The sequence below is a fragment of the Enterococcus alishanensis genome, from assembly GCF_019218635.1.
GTDB classification, from domain to species: Bacteria; Bacillota; Bacilli; order Lactobacillales; family Enterococcaceae; genus Enterococcus_A; species Enterococcus_A alishanensis.
Window position 1 is genome coordinate 442,669 of record NZ_JAHUZB010000003.1, and the last position, 14,481, is coordinate 457,149.

Genomic DNA, 14,481 nt, shown 5'->3' on the forward strand with positions numbered 1-14,481 from the left:
GTACTCCCGTTACAGAGAAAAGTTATTGATAGATAACTGATAGAGGTCTTTTTAGACATTTTTGAGGTGGCACCGTGGATTATCCGCCCTCGAACTAACATACGTTGGTTCGGGGGCTTTTTTATATTTCAAAATAGATAACAAGAGAAGTAATCAAGAATTGAAAGATTTACAGCAAGCTTTAGTTGATGAGAAGAAAGCAATCTTTCCTTGATGAATGGACTTGGGTAAGCATCCTTGAATAAAAGTAGGGGATGACGGGCTCGCCCGTTATAGCGAAAGTTGTTGTTAGACAACTGTTTAAGCTGCTATTATTTAGCAGAATTATTGAGGTGGTACCGTGCGATTGCGCCCTCAAGTCAGAATACTGGCTTGAGGGCTTTTTTTATATTAAAAGGAGGAAAAACAGATGCGAAAAATAAAAGTAATTAATGGTGATTGTTTCACACCCATCAGTTTATATTATCGGTTGAAAAGTCAACAAAAGGCTTTACTGGAAAGTATTCCTCGAGAGCAGGAAGCCAGCCGCTATTCGGTGATTGCTTTTGATCCAGTTCATCATTTGAGTTATTTAGAAGGGCAATTCAAAATTGATGGACAAGCTTATCCTGTTTGTGATCCTTTGAAAGAATTAGAAAGATATGTATTGAAAAATGAAGTCTTGCATGAAAATTTACCTTTTCAAGGAGGAGCTATTGGCTACGTGGGTTATGATATTGCCGCTTGCTATGAAGATATCGGTCCAATTCCGATAGATCAACTAAAAATCCCTGATATGCAATTTTATCTATATGAAAACTTCTTAATCTATGATCATAAAGAACAGACGGTGACAATCGTAATTGGTAATACTTACTCTCAGGTTAGTGAAGAAAAACTAGATCAAAAATTATCACAAGTAGAAAAACAGTTGGCTATTTTAAATATACAAGAAAATCAATTGCCTCCAGCAGTGAAATTATCTTTTACTAGTAATTTTCCGCAAGCAGTTTATGAGGCAACCGTCAAAAAAGCGAAAGCCAAAATTAAAGCCGGCGATTTATTTCAAGTGGTTCCTTCACAACGTTTAGTCGCAGATTTTAAAATGGATGGCTTTGATTATTATCGCCATTTGAGAAATACCAACCCTTCTGCTTATTTGTATTATTTGCCCTTTCCAGATTGTCAGGTAATTGGCTCTTCACCAGAAAGTTTAGTCAGGGTCAAAGGTAAGGAAGTGACAACTAATCCGATAGCTGGGACCCGAAAACGGGGTCTAACAATTAAAGAGGATAATCAATTGGCAGAAGATTTGGCAACCGATGAGAAAGAATTAGCTGAGCATAAAATGTTGGTGGATTTAGGTAGAAATGATTTAGGAAAAATTGCTGAGATTGGTTCAGTAAGAGTCCCAATTTATTTAACTGTTGAACGTTATCGTTTTGTGATGCATCTTGTTTCAGTCGTTTCAGCTCAGTTAAAACCAGAATATCAGGCAATGGATGCATTAAAAGCAACTTTACCAGCAGGAACTGTCAGCGGCGCTCCAAAAATTCGTGCTATGACAAGAATTTATCAATGGGAGCCCGTAAAACGGTCGGTTTATGCAGGAGCGGTCGGCTATTTATCTCAAGACAATCAAGCTGATTTTGCGATTGCTATTCGTACCATGGTAGTGAAAGATCAGAAAGCCTATGTTCAAGCTGGGGCTGGAGTAGTTTATGATTCTGATCCAACTTCAGAATATTTTGAAACGTTGCAAAAAGCCAAAGCTTTATTGGAGGTAGGCAGATGATTTTATTAGTCGATAATTACGATTCCTTTACTTATAACTTGCTTCAATTATTTCCTAAGGAGATTGAGATTCAAGTCGTCCGTAACGATGCTCCTGAATTAATTGAAATAGCTGAAAAGGCCCAAGGAATTGTTCTCTCGCCTGGACCTGGGCGTCCCAATGAAGCTGGATTGATGGAAATTTTGATCAAAAAATTTTATCAACGAAAACCAATCTTAGGGATTTGTTTAGGTCATCAAGGCATTGCAGAAGTTTTTGGAGGGAGAATTGTTGCATCACCGCAAGTCGTTCATGGCAAACAAAGTTCTTTAAAAAATACCAAGCAAAAAGTAATGCGGTATCACTCGCTAATCGTTGAAAAGGTTAGTCTACCAAAAGAATTAATTGTGACTGAGGAAGCAGATGATTTAGTTATGGCCTTGCGTCATCGAGATTATCCTATTTACGGCTTACAATTTCATCCCGAATCAATCGGCACCGAGAATGGTCAACAATATTTACAAGAATTTTTACAGGAAGTGAGGAATTCCGATGCAAGCATTATTTGAAAAAGTTTATCAACAGAAAAATCTTAGCAATCAAGAAATGACACTGCTAGCTACAGCCATTTTTAAGCAACAATTAAATGATAATCAAATCAGCGCCCTATTGATTGCTTTAAAATTAAAAGGAGTGACCGCTGATGAATTGACAGGCTTAGCTCATGTGATGCAAAGTCGTGCCATCGCCGTTCATCAAGCACCGCAAGGAGTTATGGATAATTGTGGTACAGGTGGAGATCACTCCAATAGTTTTAATATTTCGACGACGGCTGCTTTTGTCTTAGCGGCTGGTGGGATTCCTATGGCCAAACACGGCAATCGTAGTGTTTCCAGTCGTTCTGGCTCTGCTGATGTATTAGAAAGTTTAGGTGTAGATCTATCTGCCTCAGCTGAAAAAATCGATTTTTTATTAAAAGAAGCCGGGATTGCTTTCTTATTCGCACCAGCAATGCATCCAGCGATGAAAAAAGTCATGCAAATTAGAAAAGATTTGGCGACACCGACTATTTTTAACTTAATTGGCCCAATTATTAATCCCTATCCTTTAGAGTATCAGCTATTAGGAACCTTTGCAGGAGATTCATTAGTAGAAACAGCAACAACTTTAGGTGCGTTAGGTAGAAAACAAGCAATTGTTCTACAGGGAGCCTCTGGAATGGATGAAGCGAATTTAGCTGGTGTTACTCGTTATGCTTTTTATCAAAATAATCAAGTGGTAGAAAAAGAATTATTTCCTGAAGCATTTGGTTTACAAGCAGCACCTTTGTCGGCAATTGTTGGCGGAGATGCTTTGAAAAATAAGGAAATCTTGCTATCTGTCTTACAAGGAGAAGCAAGTCCTTATCTTGATACTGTGATTTTAAATGCTGGGATAGGCTTTTTAGCTGGCGCGAAAGTTAACGATGTTGCTAGTGGTATCCAATTGGCGCAAGACATTATTAAGTCTGGGGCAGCATTTGATTGTTTACAGTATTTTATTACTTTACAGGAGGTAGCTTAATGGACTTTCTAGAAACAATCTTGACTGCAAAAAAAGCTGAAATTGAAAATTTGGCTCCTGTTCATCAGACGATTAATAAAAAAAGACCATCTTTTTATCAATACGTTAAAGGCCATCCTGAAAAAATTCAGATCATTGCTGAAATTAAGCGTGCTTCGCCATCAAAAGGAGCGATTAATTTGGCTGTTGATCCCTTAGAACAAGCAAAAAATTATGAGAATGCTGGCGTAGCTGCGATCTCTGTTTTGACGGATCCAGTTTTTTTTAAAGGAACCATTCAAGATTTAGCTGACGTCGCTGCTGTAGTTGATTTACCGCTTTTATGTAAAGATTTTATTATCAGTAAACAACAAATTGATCGCGCGAAAATAGCTGGTGCGAGTCTCATTTTGTTAATTGTCGCAGCGTTGGAACCAGCAAAACTAAAAGAGCTCCATGAGTATGCTGAAAGTTTGAATCTAGAAATTTTAGTAGAAACTCATAATGCTGAAGAATTAGCACTAGCTAAAAGCCTCCCTGCAAAAGTTATTGGCGTAAATAACCGCGATTTAAAAACATTTGAAGTGACATTAGAAACTAGTTTGAATTTAGCACAAACGGATGACGAAACGATTTATATTAGCGAATCAGGTTTTAAAACAACTGAAGATGTTGCACAAGTAAAAGAAAATTATCAAGCAGTCTTAGTTGGAGAAACATTAATGAAAGCTGGCAACATTCTTGAAAAAATTCAAGCATTGCAGGTGATTCGCCAATGACCAAAGTGAAAATTTGTGGATTAACTACTAAGGCCGCTGTGGATACCGCTGTAAAATACGGTGCAGATTATTTAGGCTTTGTTTTTGCAAGAAGCCATCGTCAGATTTTACCGGCAAAAGTTAAACGTCTAACTGACCAGCTACCTAAAAAGATAAAAAAAGTCGGTGTCTTTGTTTCTCCAAGTCTGCAAGAACTTGAAGCAGTGATTAAAATTGCTGATTTAGATTTAGTTCAAATTCATGGAACACCACTGCAGGAAAAAGCAAGTGTCCCGATGATTCAAGCATTACCAGGAAAAAGCAATCAGCATTACCAGGTAACCGCACCCTATCAATATTTGCTTTTAGATGCACCGCCAAAAAAATACATGGGTGGAAGTGGCGAAACATTTGATTGGCACGCAGTCAAAAAGGCTGATTTGCCAAAGGATAATTTATGGATTGCCGGAGGTTTAGACATTCAAAATGTCAGAGCTGCGATTGACTATTTTTCACCAGAAACAGTCGATGTCTCTAGTGGCGTCGAAACGCAACAAAAAAAAGATTTAGATAAAATCATGCATTTCATTCAAATTGTAAAGGGGAAATAATATGTATAAACAACCAAACACAGCCGGATTTTACGGTGAATACGGCGGACAATTCGTCCCAGAAACTTTAATGTACGCAGTCAAGGAACTTACCGAAACTTATGAAGCATCAAAAACTGATGAAGCTTTTCAAAAGGAATTTGACTATTATTTAAAACAATACGTTGGTAGAGAAAATCCGTTGTACTTTGCCGAACAGATGACCAAAGATTTAGGCGGTGCCAAAATTTATCTAAAACGGGAAGATTTAAATCATACCGGTGCCCACAAAATTAATAATGCATTAGGCCAAGTTTTATTAGCCAAAAAAATGGGGAAAAACAAAATTGTCGCAGAAACTGGAGCAGGTCAACATGGTGTAGCAACTGCTACCGCTGCCGCATTATTTGGCATGGAGTGCGTCGTTTTCATGGGAGAAATCGATGTGAAACGTCAAGCTTTAAATGTTTTTCGAATGGAATTATTAGGAACAAAGGTGGTCAGTGTGACTTCTGGCTCAAAAACGTTGAAGGATGCTGTGAATGAGGCATTACGCTACTGGGTAGAACACGTAGAAGACACGCACTATGTGATGGGTTCAGTTTTAGGTCCCCATCCATTTCCGGAAATTGTTCGAGACTATCAAAGCGTGATTGGAACTGAAGCCCGACGTCAAATATTAGACCAAGAAGATCGTTTGCCTGATATTGCGATTGCTTGTGTCGGTGGTGGTAGTAACTCAATGGGTTTATTCTATCCATTTGTAGAAGATTCCGAAGTGCAATTAATTGGCGTGGAAGCTTCTGGCCACGGAGTAGATACCACTGAACACGCAGCAACTATTACAAAAGGTGAGATTGGTATTTTGCACGGTGCAAAGATGCATTTGTTACAAGATGAAGATGGTCAAGTTTTGGAAGCTTATTCGATTTCTGCTGGCTTGGATTATCCTGGAGTTGGGCCAGAACACTCTTATTTATATAGTAGTAAACGAGCAACTTATGCCACAATTACTGACGATGAGGCTGTTGAAGCCTTTCATTACTTATCGCGCAAAGAAGGGATCATTCCAGCACTGGAAAGTTCTCATGCCTTAGCCCATGTTATGAAAATTGCACCAGAAATGACAGCGGATCAAATTATTCTTGTTTGTCTTTCTGGTCGGGGAGATAAAGATGTGGAACAAGTCAAAGCTTTAATGGAGGAAAATAAATGAAAAAATTGACGAATTATTTATTACAGAAAAAAGAAGTAGGAAAATTATTTGTTCCTTACATCATGGCGGGAGCCAATGGGTTAGACAACTTAACTAAGGAAATCGAGATGCTGGCGGAAAACGGGGCAACTGCAATTGAATTAGGTGTGCCTTTCTCAGATCCAGTTGCTGATGGACCGATCATCCAAGCAGCCGGATTAGACGCGCTAGCAAATAAAGTAACTTTAAAAAAAATTGTTCAGGTTTTACAAAATTTTCAATCACCAGTACCACTGATTTTAATGGGCTACTATAATTCTTTTTTCCATTATGGATTAGCGGAATTAATTACTGATTTAGCCAGCACAGATGTGGCCGGTTTTATCATTCCTGACTTACCTTATGAACATCAAAATTTAGTCTTACCATTACTGAATGACAGTGAAATCGCACTACTACAGCTAGTTACTTTAACCAGTCATGAAGACCGAATCAAAGAATTAGTTCAAAATGCTGAAGGATTTGTTTATGCGGTAACGATTAATGGCACAACAGGAACTGGAAAAAATTATCGTGATGATTTAGACCAACATTTGGAAAAAATTGTTGAATTGGCAGATATTCCAGTTCTAGCTGGTTTTGGTGTTTCTAATCCTGAACAAGTTGCACGATTTTCAGAAGTTTGTGACGGTGTGGTTGTCGGATCAAAAATCGTGCAAAGTTTAAAAAATGATGGATTAACAAAAACTGGTCAATTAGTTTATGCATTCACTCATTAAAAAATAAAAAAAACACGTTTTATCTTCTCATATTTTCAGAATTCAAGCGTATACTGAAAGTGTAAAAAAAGGAGCGTGTTCATATTGAAAAGAATCAAAGGTTCATGTACAACTGTATTGGTAGGTAAGAAAGCGTCAATTGATGGTTCTACAATGATTTCTAGAAATGATGACGGCCACGAAGCTTTAGATCCCCAACGATTTGTTGTTGTATCACCAGAAGAGCAACCCTGCCACTACAAAGCAGTGATTAGTGGTGTAGAAATTGATTTGCCAGATAATCCAATGTCTTACACATCAATCCCAAATGCCCTTTTAGATAATGGTATTTGGCCTGCAGCCGGAATTAATAGTGAAAATATTGCTATGTCTGCTACTGAAACGATTACGACGAATCCTAGAATTCAAGGCTTAGATCCTTATGTTGAAGGCGGTATTGGTGAAGAAGATTTAGTAACTTTAGTTTTACCTTATATCCATTCTGCTAAAGAAGGGGTCGAACGTCTTGGAAAATTATTGGAAGAATTTGGTACCTATGAACCAAACGGTATTGGTTTTTCTGATGAAAATGATGTTTGGTGGTTGGAAACAATTGGTGGTCATCATTGGGCGGCTGTCAGAATTCCAGATGATGCTTATGTAGTTGCGCCAAACCGGATGAATATTGATACATTTAATTTTGACTCACCAGATACTATGTGTTCAGCTGATTTGAAAGCTTTGATTGATGATAATCATTTGAATCCTGATTTTGAAGGCTACAATTTACGCCATATTTTTGGTTCTAGTTCAATCAAAGACACAGTTTACAACAATCCAAGAGCTTGGTATGGTCAACTTTATTTAACACCAGATATGGATCAAGATCCAATGGAACAAGATTTACCATTTATTTGTAAGGCAAACCGAAAAATCACGATTGAAGATGTCAAATTTATTCAAAGCTCACACTTTGAAAACACCATTTTTGATCCATATGGTGACGGCGATGAAAGTGATAAGACTTTGTTCCGTCCAATCGGAATTAATCGTAACCACAATGTGCATATTTTACAAATTAGAAATGGCGTTCCAAAAGAAATTGCCGGTGTTCATTGGTTAGCTTATGGTGCCAATACGTTTAATACTGTCGTACCATTCTACTCAAATGTGAAAGATACTCCAGCTAGCTACAAAAATGCTGACGGAACATTTGATTTAAATAATATGTACTGGTTAAGTTGCACGACCGCTTTATTAGGTGATACTGATTATGATTTTTATGTAGATATGCGTAACAGTTTCGAACTTGCAGCCATGAGCAGTTATCACTTTATTCAAAATGAAACTGATGCAGGTCTAAAAGAGGCAACTGATGTACAAGCTTACCTTGAAACTGCTAACGAAAAATTAGCTCAAGATTCATTGAAACGCCAAACAGAGTTGTTAGGAGAAATGGTTACTTCTGGATCAAATCGGATGAAACTACGCTACAATTTGAACGATTAAAATTTTAGAATCAGTCCATTAAAATTTGATGGGCTGATTTTTTGTTTTCTTATAAAGTGACAAAACGTAACTACATTAAGCTTTTTTGTAAATTTAGTTAATAATATAGTTATTTAATGTTATTTAAGCCTGGAATTTTTATTTTTCTTAACCGGATTGGTTGGCTTTTCAGTTAATAAAGATTACAATTAAGATGTGAAATTACGCGTAACGTGTTGTTATTCACGCAATAAAGGAGGAGAAAAAAATGGATATAGTTACCTTGGCGCGGTTTCAGTTTGCAATGACAACTGTCTTTCACTTTTTCTTTGTACCGTTTTCTATCGGAACTGCTTTTGCAGTAGCCATTATGGAAACCAAATATGTACGGACAAAAAATGTGAAATACCGCCAAATGGCTAAATTCTGGGGAAATATTTTCCTATTAAGTTTTGCAGTAGGGGTCGTAACAGGTATTATTCAAGAGTTTCAGTTCGGTATGAACTGGTCAGATTATTCCCGTTTTGTGGGAGATATTTTTGGAGCCCCACTTGCTGTTGAAGCTTTATTGGCATTCTTTTTAGAATCAACTTTCCTAGGATTATGGATGTTTACTTGGGACAAAGTTAGCCCAAAACTCCATGTAGTCTTTATTTGGCTTGTGACTATCGCTTCAATTTTGTCAGCATTCTGGATTTTAACTGCCAATAGCTTCATGCAACATCCAGTTGGCTACACTTTAAACAATGGTCGTGCAGAAATGACTGACTTTGGTGCTTTACTTGCCAATCCACAAGTTTGGTATGAATTCACCCACGTAGTATTTGGTGCCATTACCTTAGGTGGAATGGTTGTAGCTGGTATTTCTGGGTTCCAACTATTGAAGAAAAAATTCAAAGGCAACGAAATTTTCAAGAAATCGATGCGTATCGGTTTAGTGATCACATTAGTCGGCTCAATTTTGACTTTGGGTGCTGGTGATGCACAAATGAAAGCTTTATTAGATGATCAACCAATGAAGTTTTCAGCAATGGAAGGAAATTACGAGGATACAAGTGATCCTGCAGGCTGGACTTTAGTCGGCTGGGCCAATGAAGCCGAACATAAACAAGTTTTCGGTATTGAAATTCCTTATGTTTTAAGTATTTTAGCTTACAACAAACCTTCTGGCTCAATCGAAGGAATGAACAATATTAACAAAGCTTTGGAACATCAATATGGGGACGATAAAAATTATTATCCACCAGTGAACACGTTGTTCTATAGTTTCCGAGTGATGGCTGCTTTTGCTATGTTAATGTTGTTAGTATCAATTGTGGGTCTATTCTTTACACGTAAGAAAAAACCAATCTTATATGAAAAGCGCTGGATGCTTTGGATAGTAGGATTATCAACCTTTGTGCCATTCTTGGCCAATACAGCGGGCTGGTTAATTGCTGAATTAGGGCGTTATCCTTGGACCGTTTATGGTTTATTTACAATTGAAGATAGTGTGTCACCAAATGTTAGTGTGACTTCGCTATTAATTTCAAATACGATTTACTTCTTATTGTTTGCTAGTTTAGCAGTGACGATGATCTATCTTGTTCGTCGTGAAATGAAAAAAGGGCCTGAAGTAGAAGAAATCGAAAATGATGATTCTTCAAATGATCCTTTTGATAAGGAGGCGTTTATCCATGAGTAGTTTACAATTATTATGGTTCGTTTTAATTGGCGTATTATTTGCGGGTTTCTTCTTTTTAGAAGGTTTTGACTTTGGGGTAGGGATGTCTGTTCAAACATTAACTCACAACGAAGCTGAAAAAGATCAAATTGTAGAAACCATTGGACCTGTTTGGGACGGTAACGAGGTTTGGTTAATTACTGCCGGTGGCGCGATGTTTGCTTCTTATCCTTACTGGTATGCTTCATTATTTAGTGGATATTATCTGATTTTATTTATTATCTTAATTGGCTTAATCATTCGCGGAGTTTCTTTTGAATTTAGACATCGGATGCCATTAGAAAAGAAAAATTTATGGAACTGGACTTTAAGTATTGGTAGTTTCTTAGTGCCATTCTTCTTTGGTGTTTTATTCATCAGTATGATTCAAGGTATGCCATTAGATGCAAATGGCGACATGGTTGCTCATTTCACTGATTATATCAATATCTTTTCAATTGTCGGTGGCGTAGCCGTTACTTTACTTTCTTACTTACATGGCTTAAATTATATTGCCTTAAAAACAGATGGACCAATTAGAGAACGAGCAAAAAATTACGCGAAATTCTTATACTGGGTTCTTTATGTAGGTGAAGTTGCTTTTGCTGTTTTACTATTTTTCTTCACAGACTTTTTTGAATTACATTTAACAACAACGTTAATTTTCTTAGTCTTAATCGTAGCCTTAACAGTATTTGCTAATATTTCTGTCATTAAAGACAAAGAGTTGCCAGCTTTCTTAGCTAGTGGTTTAACTTTTGTCGCTCTAGTGGCCCTTTTATTTACCGGATTATTCCCACGGGTAATGATCAGTTCTATTACACCAGCAAATGATTTATTGATTGTGAATGCTTCATCTTCACCTTACACTCTAAAAATTATGAGCATTGTTGCGGTAACGATTTTGCCATTTGTATTAGCTTATACAGCATGGAGTTATTACATTTTTAGAAAACGAATTAAACATACCGACCACATCAATCATCAAACCGAATCATTGGAGGCTTAAAATGATCGACAAGAAATTGTTAGGTCTTCCAGGTATGAAAAAAATCCTTGGCATGCTTGCGGGGTCTAGTATCCTGCAAGCTATCTTTATTGTTGGACAAGCTTTTGGCTTATCAAGGACAATAACGAATTTATGGCAAGGAGAAAAATTATCCCATCAGCTTTCGTGGATGGGAGTTTTTTTTATCAGTTATTTTGGAAGACATCTTATGACTTATCTACGAGAGAAAAAATTGGAAGACTATGCTTATCAACAAGCAAGCGTTTTACGCTCTAATTTATTAGCGAAAATTTTCCGGTTAGGCCCCACAGTAGTTCAGGCAAAAGGGACTGGTAGTACAGTTACAACTACTTTAGATGGGATAAATCAAGTAGAAGAATATCTTCATTTGATTTTACCGAAAATTTTAAATATGAGTATTATTCCTTGGATTATTTTGCTGGCAGTCTTTTTCTTAGACTGGGAATCAGGGATTGTTTTATTAATTGTTTTTCCATTGATTATTATTTTTATGATTATTTTAGGCTATGCTGCTCAAGGAAAAGCCGACAAACAATATAAAACTTTTCAAATCCTCTCTAATCATTTTATTGATTCCTTAAGAGGCATTGATACCTTGAAATTTTTTGGCATCAGTAAAGCTTATAGCCGTAGTATTTTCCAAACTTCTGAACGGTTTCGTAAAGCAACTATGAGCACCTTAAAAGTGGCTATTCTATCGACTTTTGCATTAGATTTTTTTACAACTTTATCTGTAGCTGTAGTAGCTGTTTTACTTGGATTACGTTTAATAAACGAAACGATTTTTCTATTTCCAGCTCTAACTACTTTGATTTTAGCACCGGAATATTTCTTACCAATCCGTGATTTTGCCAGTGACTATCATGCAACTTTAGATGGAAAGAATGCCATGGATGATGTGCAACAAATCCTTGATATTCCAGAAATTACTGTCCCACAAGTAGATTTATCTGCATGGCGCGAAGATTCAGAACTTACTGTATCTCAGTTGAATTTTCAATATAATCAACAAGCTACATTAACTGAATTGTCTTTTTCGGTTAAAGGCTATAAGAAGATTGGAATCATCGGACGCAGCGGTTCTGGTAAATCGACTTTGATTAATCTATTAAGTGGTTTTTTGACACCACAGTCGAGTAATATAGCTATTAATCAGCAAATCATAACAAGCTTCGCTCAAAAAAATTGGCAAGATCAAATTAGTTATATCCCCCAGATACCTTACATATTTCAAAAAAGTGTCCGCGAAAATGTCGCTTTTTATTATCCTGAAGCAAATGACGAAGAAATTTGGACAGCTTTAAAGGTGACTGGTTTAGCTGGTGTAATTGCTGAAATGCCTGAAGGAATCGATACTGTGTTAGGAGAAGGGGCAAGAACTTTAAGTGGGGGACAAGCACAACGAATTGCTTTAGCTCGTAGTTTTCTGGATAAAAGCCGAAGAATTATGCTGTTTGATGAACCAACAGCCCATTTAGATATTGAAACAGAAGTTGACTTGAAAAAAGAAATGCTGCCGCTAATGATGGATCATCTAGTATTTTTTGCAACGCATCGACTACATTGGATGCAAGAGATGGACTACATCTTAGTCATGGATCAAGGAAAAATTGTGGAACAAGGTACTTTATCTGAATTAGAAGCTAAAAATGGTGCTTATGTTGCCTTACGTCAAGCCATGAGAGGGGACGACTATGAATAAAATTGGCTTATTCCAAGCGTTAAAAAACGATCAATGGGTCAAACCTTTCTTTAAGCAATATAAAAAATCGTTATTGTTAGCTATTTTGTTAGGCTTTATTACGTTTTTCTGTGCCGGTGCATTGATGTTTAACTCAGGCTACTTGATTAGTCGAGCAGCTTCATTGCCAGAAAATATTTTAATGATCTATATTCCGATCGTATTAACTAGAGCATTTGGGATCGGCCGACCAGTTTTTCGTTATGTAGAAAGGTTGGTCAGCCATAATTGGGTGTTGAAAATGACTTCAAACTTACGAGTTAAGTTGTATGACACTCTGGAAAAGGATGCTGTCTTTTTTAAACAACAGTATAAAACCGGCGATATCTTAGGATTATTATCTGAGGATATCAATCATATTCAAAATTTATATTTGAGAACCATTTTCCCAACAATTATTGCTTGGTTATTATATGCCTTTATCATCATTGGTTTAGGGTTCTTTTCACTGTTCTTTGCTTTAGCAATGTTATTAATGCTAGCGGTAGTTGTCTTCTTATTACCGTTAATTTCTGTGTTGGTCAATGGCAAACGACAAGAACAGCAAAAACAAATGAAAAATAGCTTATATAATGATTTAACTGATAATATTTTAGGGGTATCAGATTGGATCTTTGCCCAACGTAATGATGAATACGTTGCAAGTCACGAGACCTCAGAGAAGGCCTTAAGAGAAGTTAATCAAGCGCTACAAGATCATCAGCGCAAGCGTAACTTTTTATTGCAAATGTTTTTTGCTGTCATCACTATTGTATTATTGGTGTGGACTAGCCGCCATTTCCCTGGACACTTTGGCGGGGCAGCTAACTGGATTGCTGCTTTTGTTTTATCTGTTTTCCCTTTAATTGATGCCTTTGCACCGCTACCAGCAGCAGCGCAAGAAACCAATATTTATCAGGATTCAATTGTAAACTTAAATGCTTTACCACAATCAGAAACAACACCAGATTATACGGCTGAACTAAATGGCCCATTTCAATTGGACATTAACCATGTTTCCTTTAAATATCCTGATGGTCATCAACAGGTTTTAGCTGATATCAATTTCCAGTTACAACCAAAGGAAAAAATAGCCATTTTAGGACGAAGTGGTTCTGGAAAAAGCACTTTGGCCAGTTTAATTAGAGGTGATCTAACTCCTGAAAATGGTGAAATCACATTAAATCAGGTTCAAACTTCTCAATTAGGTGATCAAATTAGCCGCTATATCGGAGTTATTCATCAAAACCCATACTTGTTTCATACTACAATTATTAACAATATCCGAATCGGTCGCGAATCAGCAACAGAAGCAGAGGTTTGGCAAGTCATTGAGAAGGTTGGCTTATTGGAGCTAGTAAAAAATCTACCAGATGGTTTAGATACTTTAGTTGATGAAGCTGGCCTACGTTTTTCTGGTGGCGAACGACAACGTTTCGCATTAGCCCGAATATTATTACACGAAGTTCCGATTATTTTGTTAGATGAGCCAACAGTGGGGCTGGATCCCATTACTGAACAATCTCTACTAAACACTTTTTTCGAAGTATTGTCTGACAAAACAATCATTTGGATTACTCATCACTTGCAAGGTATTGATCTAATGGATCAAGTCATTTTTATAGAAGATGGGAAATTAACCATGCAAGGTAGTCCCGAAAATTTAGCGCAAAACAATCAGCACTATCAAGAGTTACAAAGAATAGATCGCGGCTTATAAAATAAATTAGACCCTCCGGTTAGATCTTATTTAGATGAGATTTAACCGGATTTTTTTATCAAGTCAGAATATTACCTAAAAAATAATCATTGTACTACTATATTTTATGTATCTAGTGTTTTTATATGAGATATAAGATAAAAAAATTCTCTATCAAAAAGTTCTATTTTATGGAAATTTTTGATAGAGGTTTTTTTCTAATAAATGGCATAGCAATAGTTTTGC

The 14,481-nt window shown here is 36.7% G+C and carries 12 protein-coding genes and 2 other annotated features (1 of these 14 only partly in view); all 12 genes read left to right on the plus strand.

Annotation, left to right across the window (positions count from 1 at the left end; translation table 11 throughout):
* Nucleotides 1-94: a binding site (T-box leader), on the plus strand (it extends 136 nt beyond the left edge of the window).
* A 34-nt stretch (nucleotides 95-128) separates the two neighbouring features.
* Nucleotides 129-359: a binding site (T-box leader), on the plus strand.
* A gap of 50 nt (nucleotides 360-409) precedes the next feature.
* The 12 genes from trpE to cydC all read left to right on the plus strand — a co-directional run bounded on the left by trpE (nucleotide 410) and on the right by cydC (nucleotide 14,256).
* Nucleotides 410-1,774, plus strand: coding sequence for an anthranilate synthase component I (gene trpE, locus KUA55_RS09195; protein ID WP_218325904.1), 1,365 nt, complete (start codon nucleotides 410-412; stop codon nucleotides 1,772-1,774).
* Nucleotides 1,771-2,322, plus strand: coding sequence for an anthranilate synthase component II (locus KUA55_RS09200; RefSeq protein WP_218325905.1), 552 nt, complete (start codon nucleotides 1,771-1,773; stop codon nucleotides 2,320-2,322). The genes trpE and KUA55_RS09200 overlap by 4 nt, the downstream gene beginning before the upstream one ends.
* Complete coding sequence (gene trpD, locus KUA55_RS09205; RefSeq protein ID WP_218325906.1) at nucleotides 2,306-3,316, plus strand: anthranilate phosphoribosyltransferase; 1,011 nt, start codon at nucleotides 2,306-2,308, stop codon at nucleotides 3,314-3,316. The genes KUA55_RS09200 and trpD overlap by 17 nt, the downstream gene beginning before the upstream one ends.
* Complete coding sequence (gene trpC, locus KUA55_RS09210) at nucleotides 3,316-4,074, plus strand: indole-3-glycerol phosphate synthase TrpC (protein ID WP_218325907.1); 759 nt, start codon at nucleotides 3,316-3,318, stop codon at nucleotides 4,072-4,074. The genes trpD and trpC overlap by 1 nt, the downstream gene beginning before the upstream one ends.
* Nucleotides 4,071-4,664 carry a phosphoribosylanthranilate isomerase gene (locus tag KUA55_RS09215; protein ID WP_218325908.1) on the plus strand — a complete coding sequence of 198 codons (594 nt, stop codon included), beginning with the start codon at nucleotides 4,071-4,073 and terminating at the stop codon, nucleotides 4,662-4,664. The genes trpC and KUA55_RS09215 overlap by 4 nt, the downstream gene beginning before the upstream one ends.
* A 1-nt stretch (nucleotide 4,665) precedes the next feature.
* Nucleotides 4,666-5,859, plus strand: a complete 1,194-nt coding sequence (gene trpB, locus KUA55_RS09220; RefSeq protein ID WP_218325909.1) for a tryptophan synthase subunit beta — start codon at nucleotides 4,666-4,668, stop codon at nucleotides 5,857-5,859.
* Entirely contained in the window at nucleotides 5,856-6,617 is a 762-nt protein-coding gene (gene trpA, locus KUA55_RS09225; protein WP_218325910.1) for a tryptophan synthase subunit alpha, read from the plus strand. Before trpB ends, trpA begins: the two co-directional genes overlap by 4 nt.
* Before the next feature lie 81 nt (nucleotides 6,618-6,698).
* A complete protein-coding gene (locus tag KUA55_RS09230; RefSeq protein ID WP_218326160.1) occupies nucleotides 6,699-8,105 on the plus strand; it encodes a C69 family dipeptidase in 1,407 nt (468 codons plus the stop codon).
* Between the two features lie 247 nt (nucleotides 8,106-8,352).
* Nucleotides 8,353-9,768 (plus strand): cytochrome ubiquinol oxidase subunit I, encoded by a 1,416-nt coding sequence (locus KUA55_RS09235; protein ID WP_218325911.1) that lies wholly within the window; start codon nucleotides 8,353-8,355, stop codon nucleotides 9,766-9,768.
* Nucleotides 9,761-10,795, plus strand: coding sequence for a cytochrome d ubiquinol oxidase subunit II (gene cydB / locus KUA55_RS09240; RefSeq protein ID WP_218325912.1), 1,035 nt, complete (start codon nucleotides 9,761-9,763; stop codon nucleotides 10,793-10,795). Before KUA55_RS09235 ends, cydB begins: the two co-directional genes overlap by 8 nt.
* A 1-nt stretch (nucleotide 10,796) precedes the next feature.
* Complete coding sequence (cydD, locus tag KUA55_RS09245) at nucleotides 10,797-12,518, plus strand: thiol reductant ABC exporter subunit CydD (RefSeq protein WP_218325913.1); 1,722 nt, start codon at nucleotides 10,797-10,799, stop codon at nucleotides 12,516-12,518.
* Nucleotides 12,511-14,256, plus strand: a complete 1,746-nt coding sequence (cydC, locus tag KUA55_RS09250) for a thiol reductant ABC exporter subunit CydC (protein WP_218325914.1) — start codon at nucleotides 12,511-12,513, stop codon at nucleotides 14,254-14,256. Before cydD ends, cydC begins: the two co-directional genes overlap by 8 nt.
* Nucleotides 14,257-14,481: the final 225 nt, after the last annotated feature.

Excerpts from the sequence above, each read along its gene's own strand:
- trpE (WP_218325904.1), top strand. The coding sequence starts at position 410 with ATGCGAAAAATAAAAGTAATTAATGGTGATTGTTTCACACCCATCAGT.
- KUA55_RS09200 (WP_218325905.1), top strand. The coding sequence starts at position 1,771 with ATGATTTTATTAGTCGATAATTACGATTCCTTTACTTATAACTTGCTT.
- trpD (WP_218325906.1), top strand. The coding sequence starts at position 2,306 with ATGCAAGCATTATTTGAAAAAGTTTATCAACAGAAAAATCTTAGCAAT.
- trpC (WP_218325907.1), top strand. The coding sequence starts at position 3,316 with ATGGACTTTCTAGAAACAATCTTGACTGCAAAAAAAGCTGAAATTGAA.
- KUA55_RS09215 (WP_218325908.1), top strand. The coding sequence starts at position 4,071 with ATGACCAAAGTGAAAATTTGTGGATTAACTACTAAGGCCGCTGTGGAT.
- trpB (WP_218325909.1), top strand. The coding sequence starts at position 4,666 with ATGTATAAACAACCAAACACAGCCGGATTTTACGGTGAATACGGCGGA.
- trpA (WP_218325910.1), top strand. The coding sequence starts at position 5,856 with ATGAAAAAATTGACGAATTATTTATTACAGAAAAAAGAAGTAGGAAAA.
- KUA55_RS09235 (WP_218325911.1), top strand. The coding sequence starts at position 8,353 with ATGGATATAGTTACCTTGGCGCGGTTTCAGTTTGCAATGACAACTGTC.
- cydB (WP_218325912.1), top strand. The coding sequence starts at position 9,761 with ATGAGTAGTTTACAATTATTATGGTTCGTTTTAATTGGCGTATTATTT.
- cydD (WP_218325913.1), top strand. The coding sequence starts at position 10,797 with ATGATCGACAAGAAATTGTTAGGTCTTCCAGGTATGAAAAAAATCCTT.
- cydC (WP_218325914.1), top strand. The coding sequence starts at position 12,511 with ATGAATAAAATTGGCTTATTCCAAGCGTTAAAAAACGATCAATGGGTC.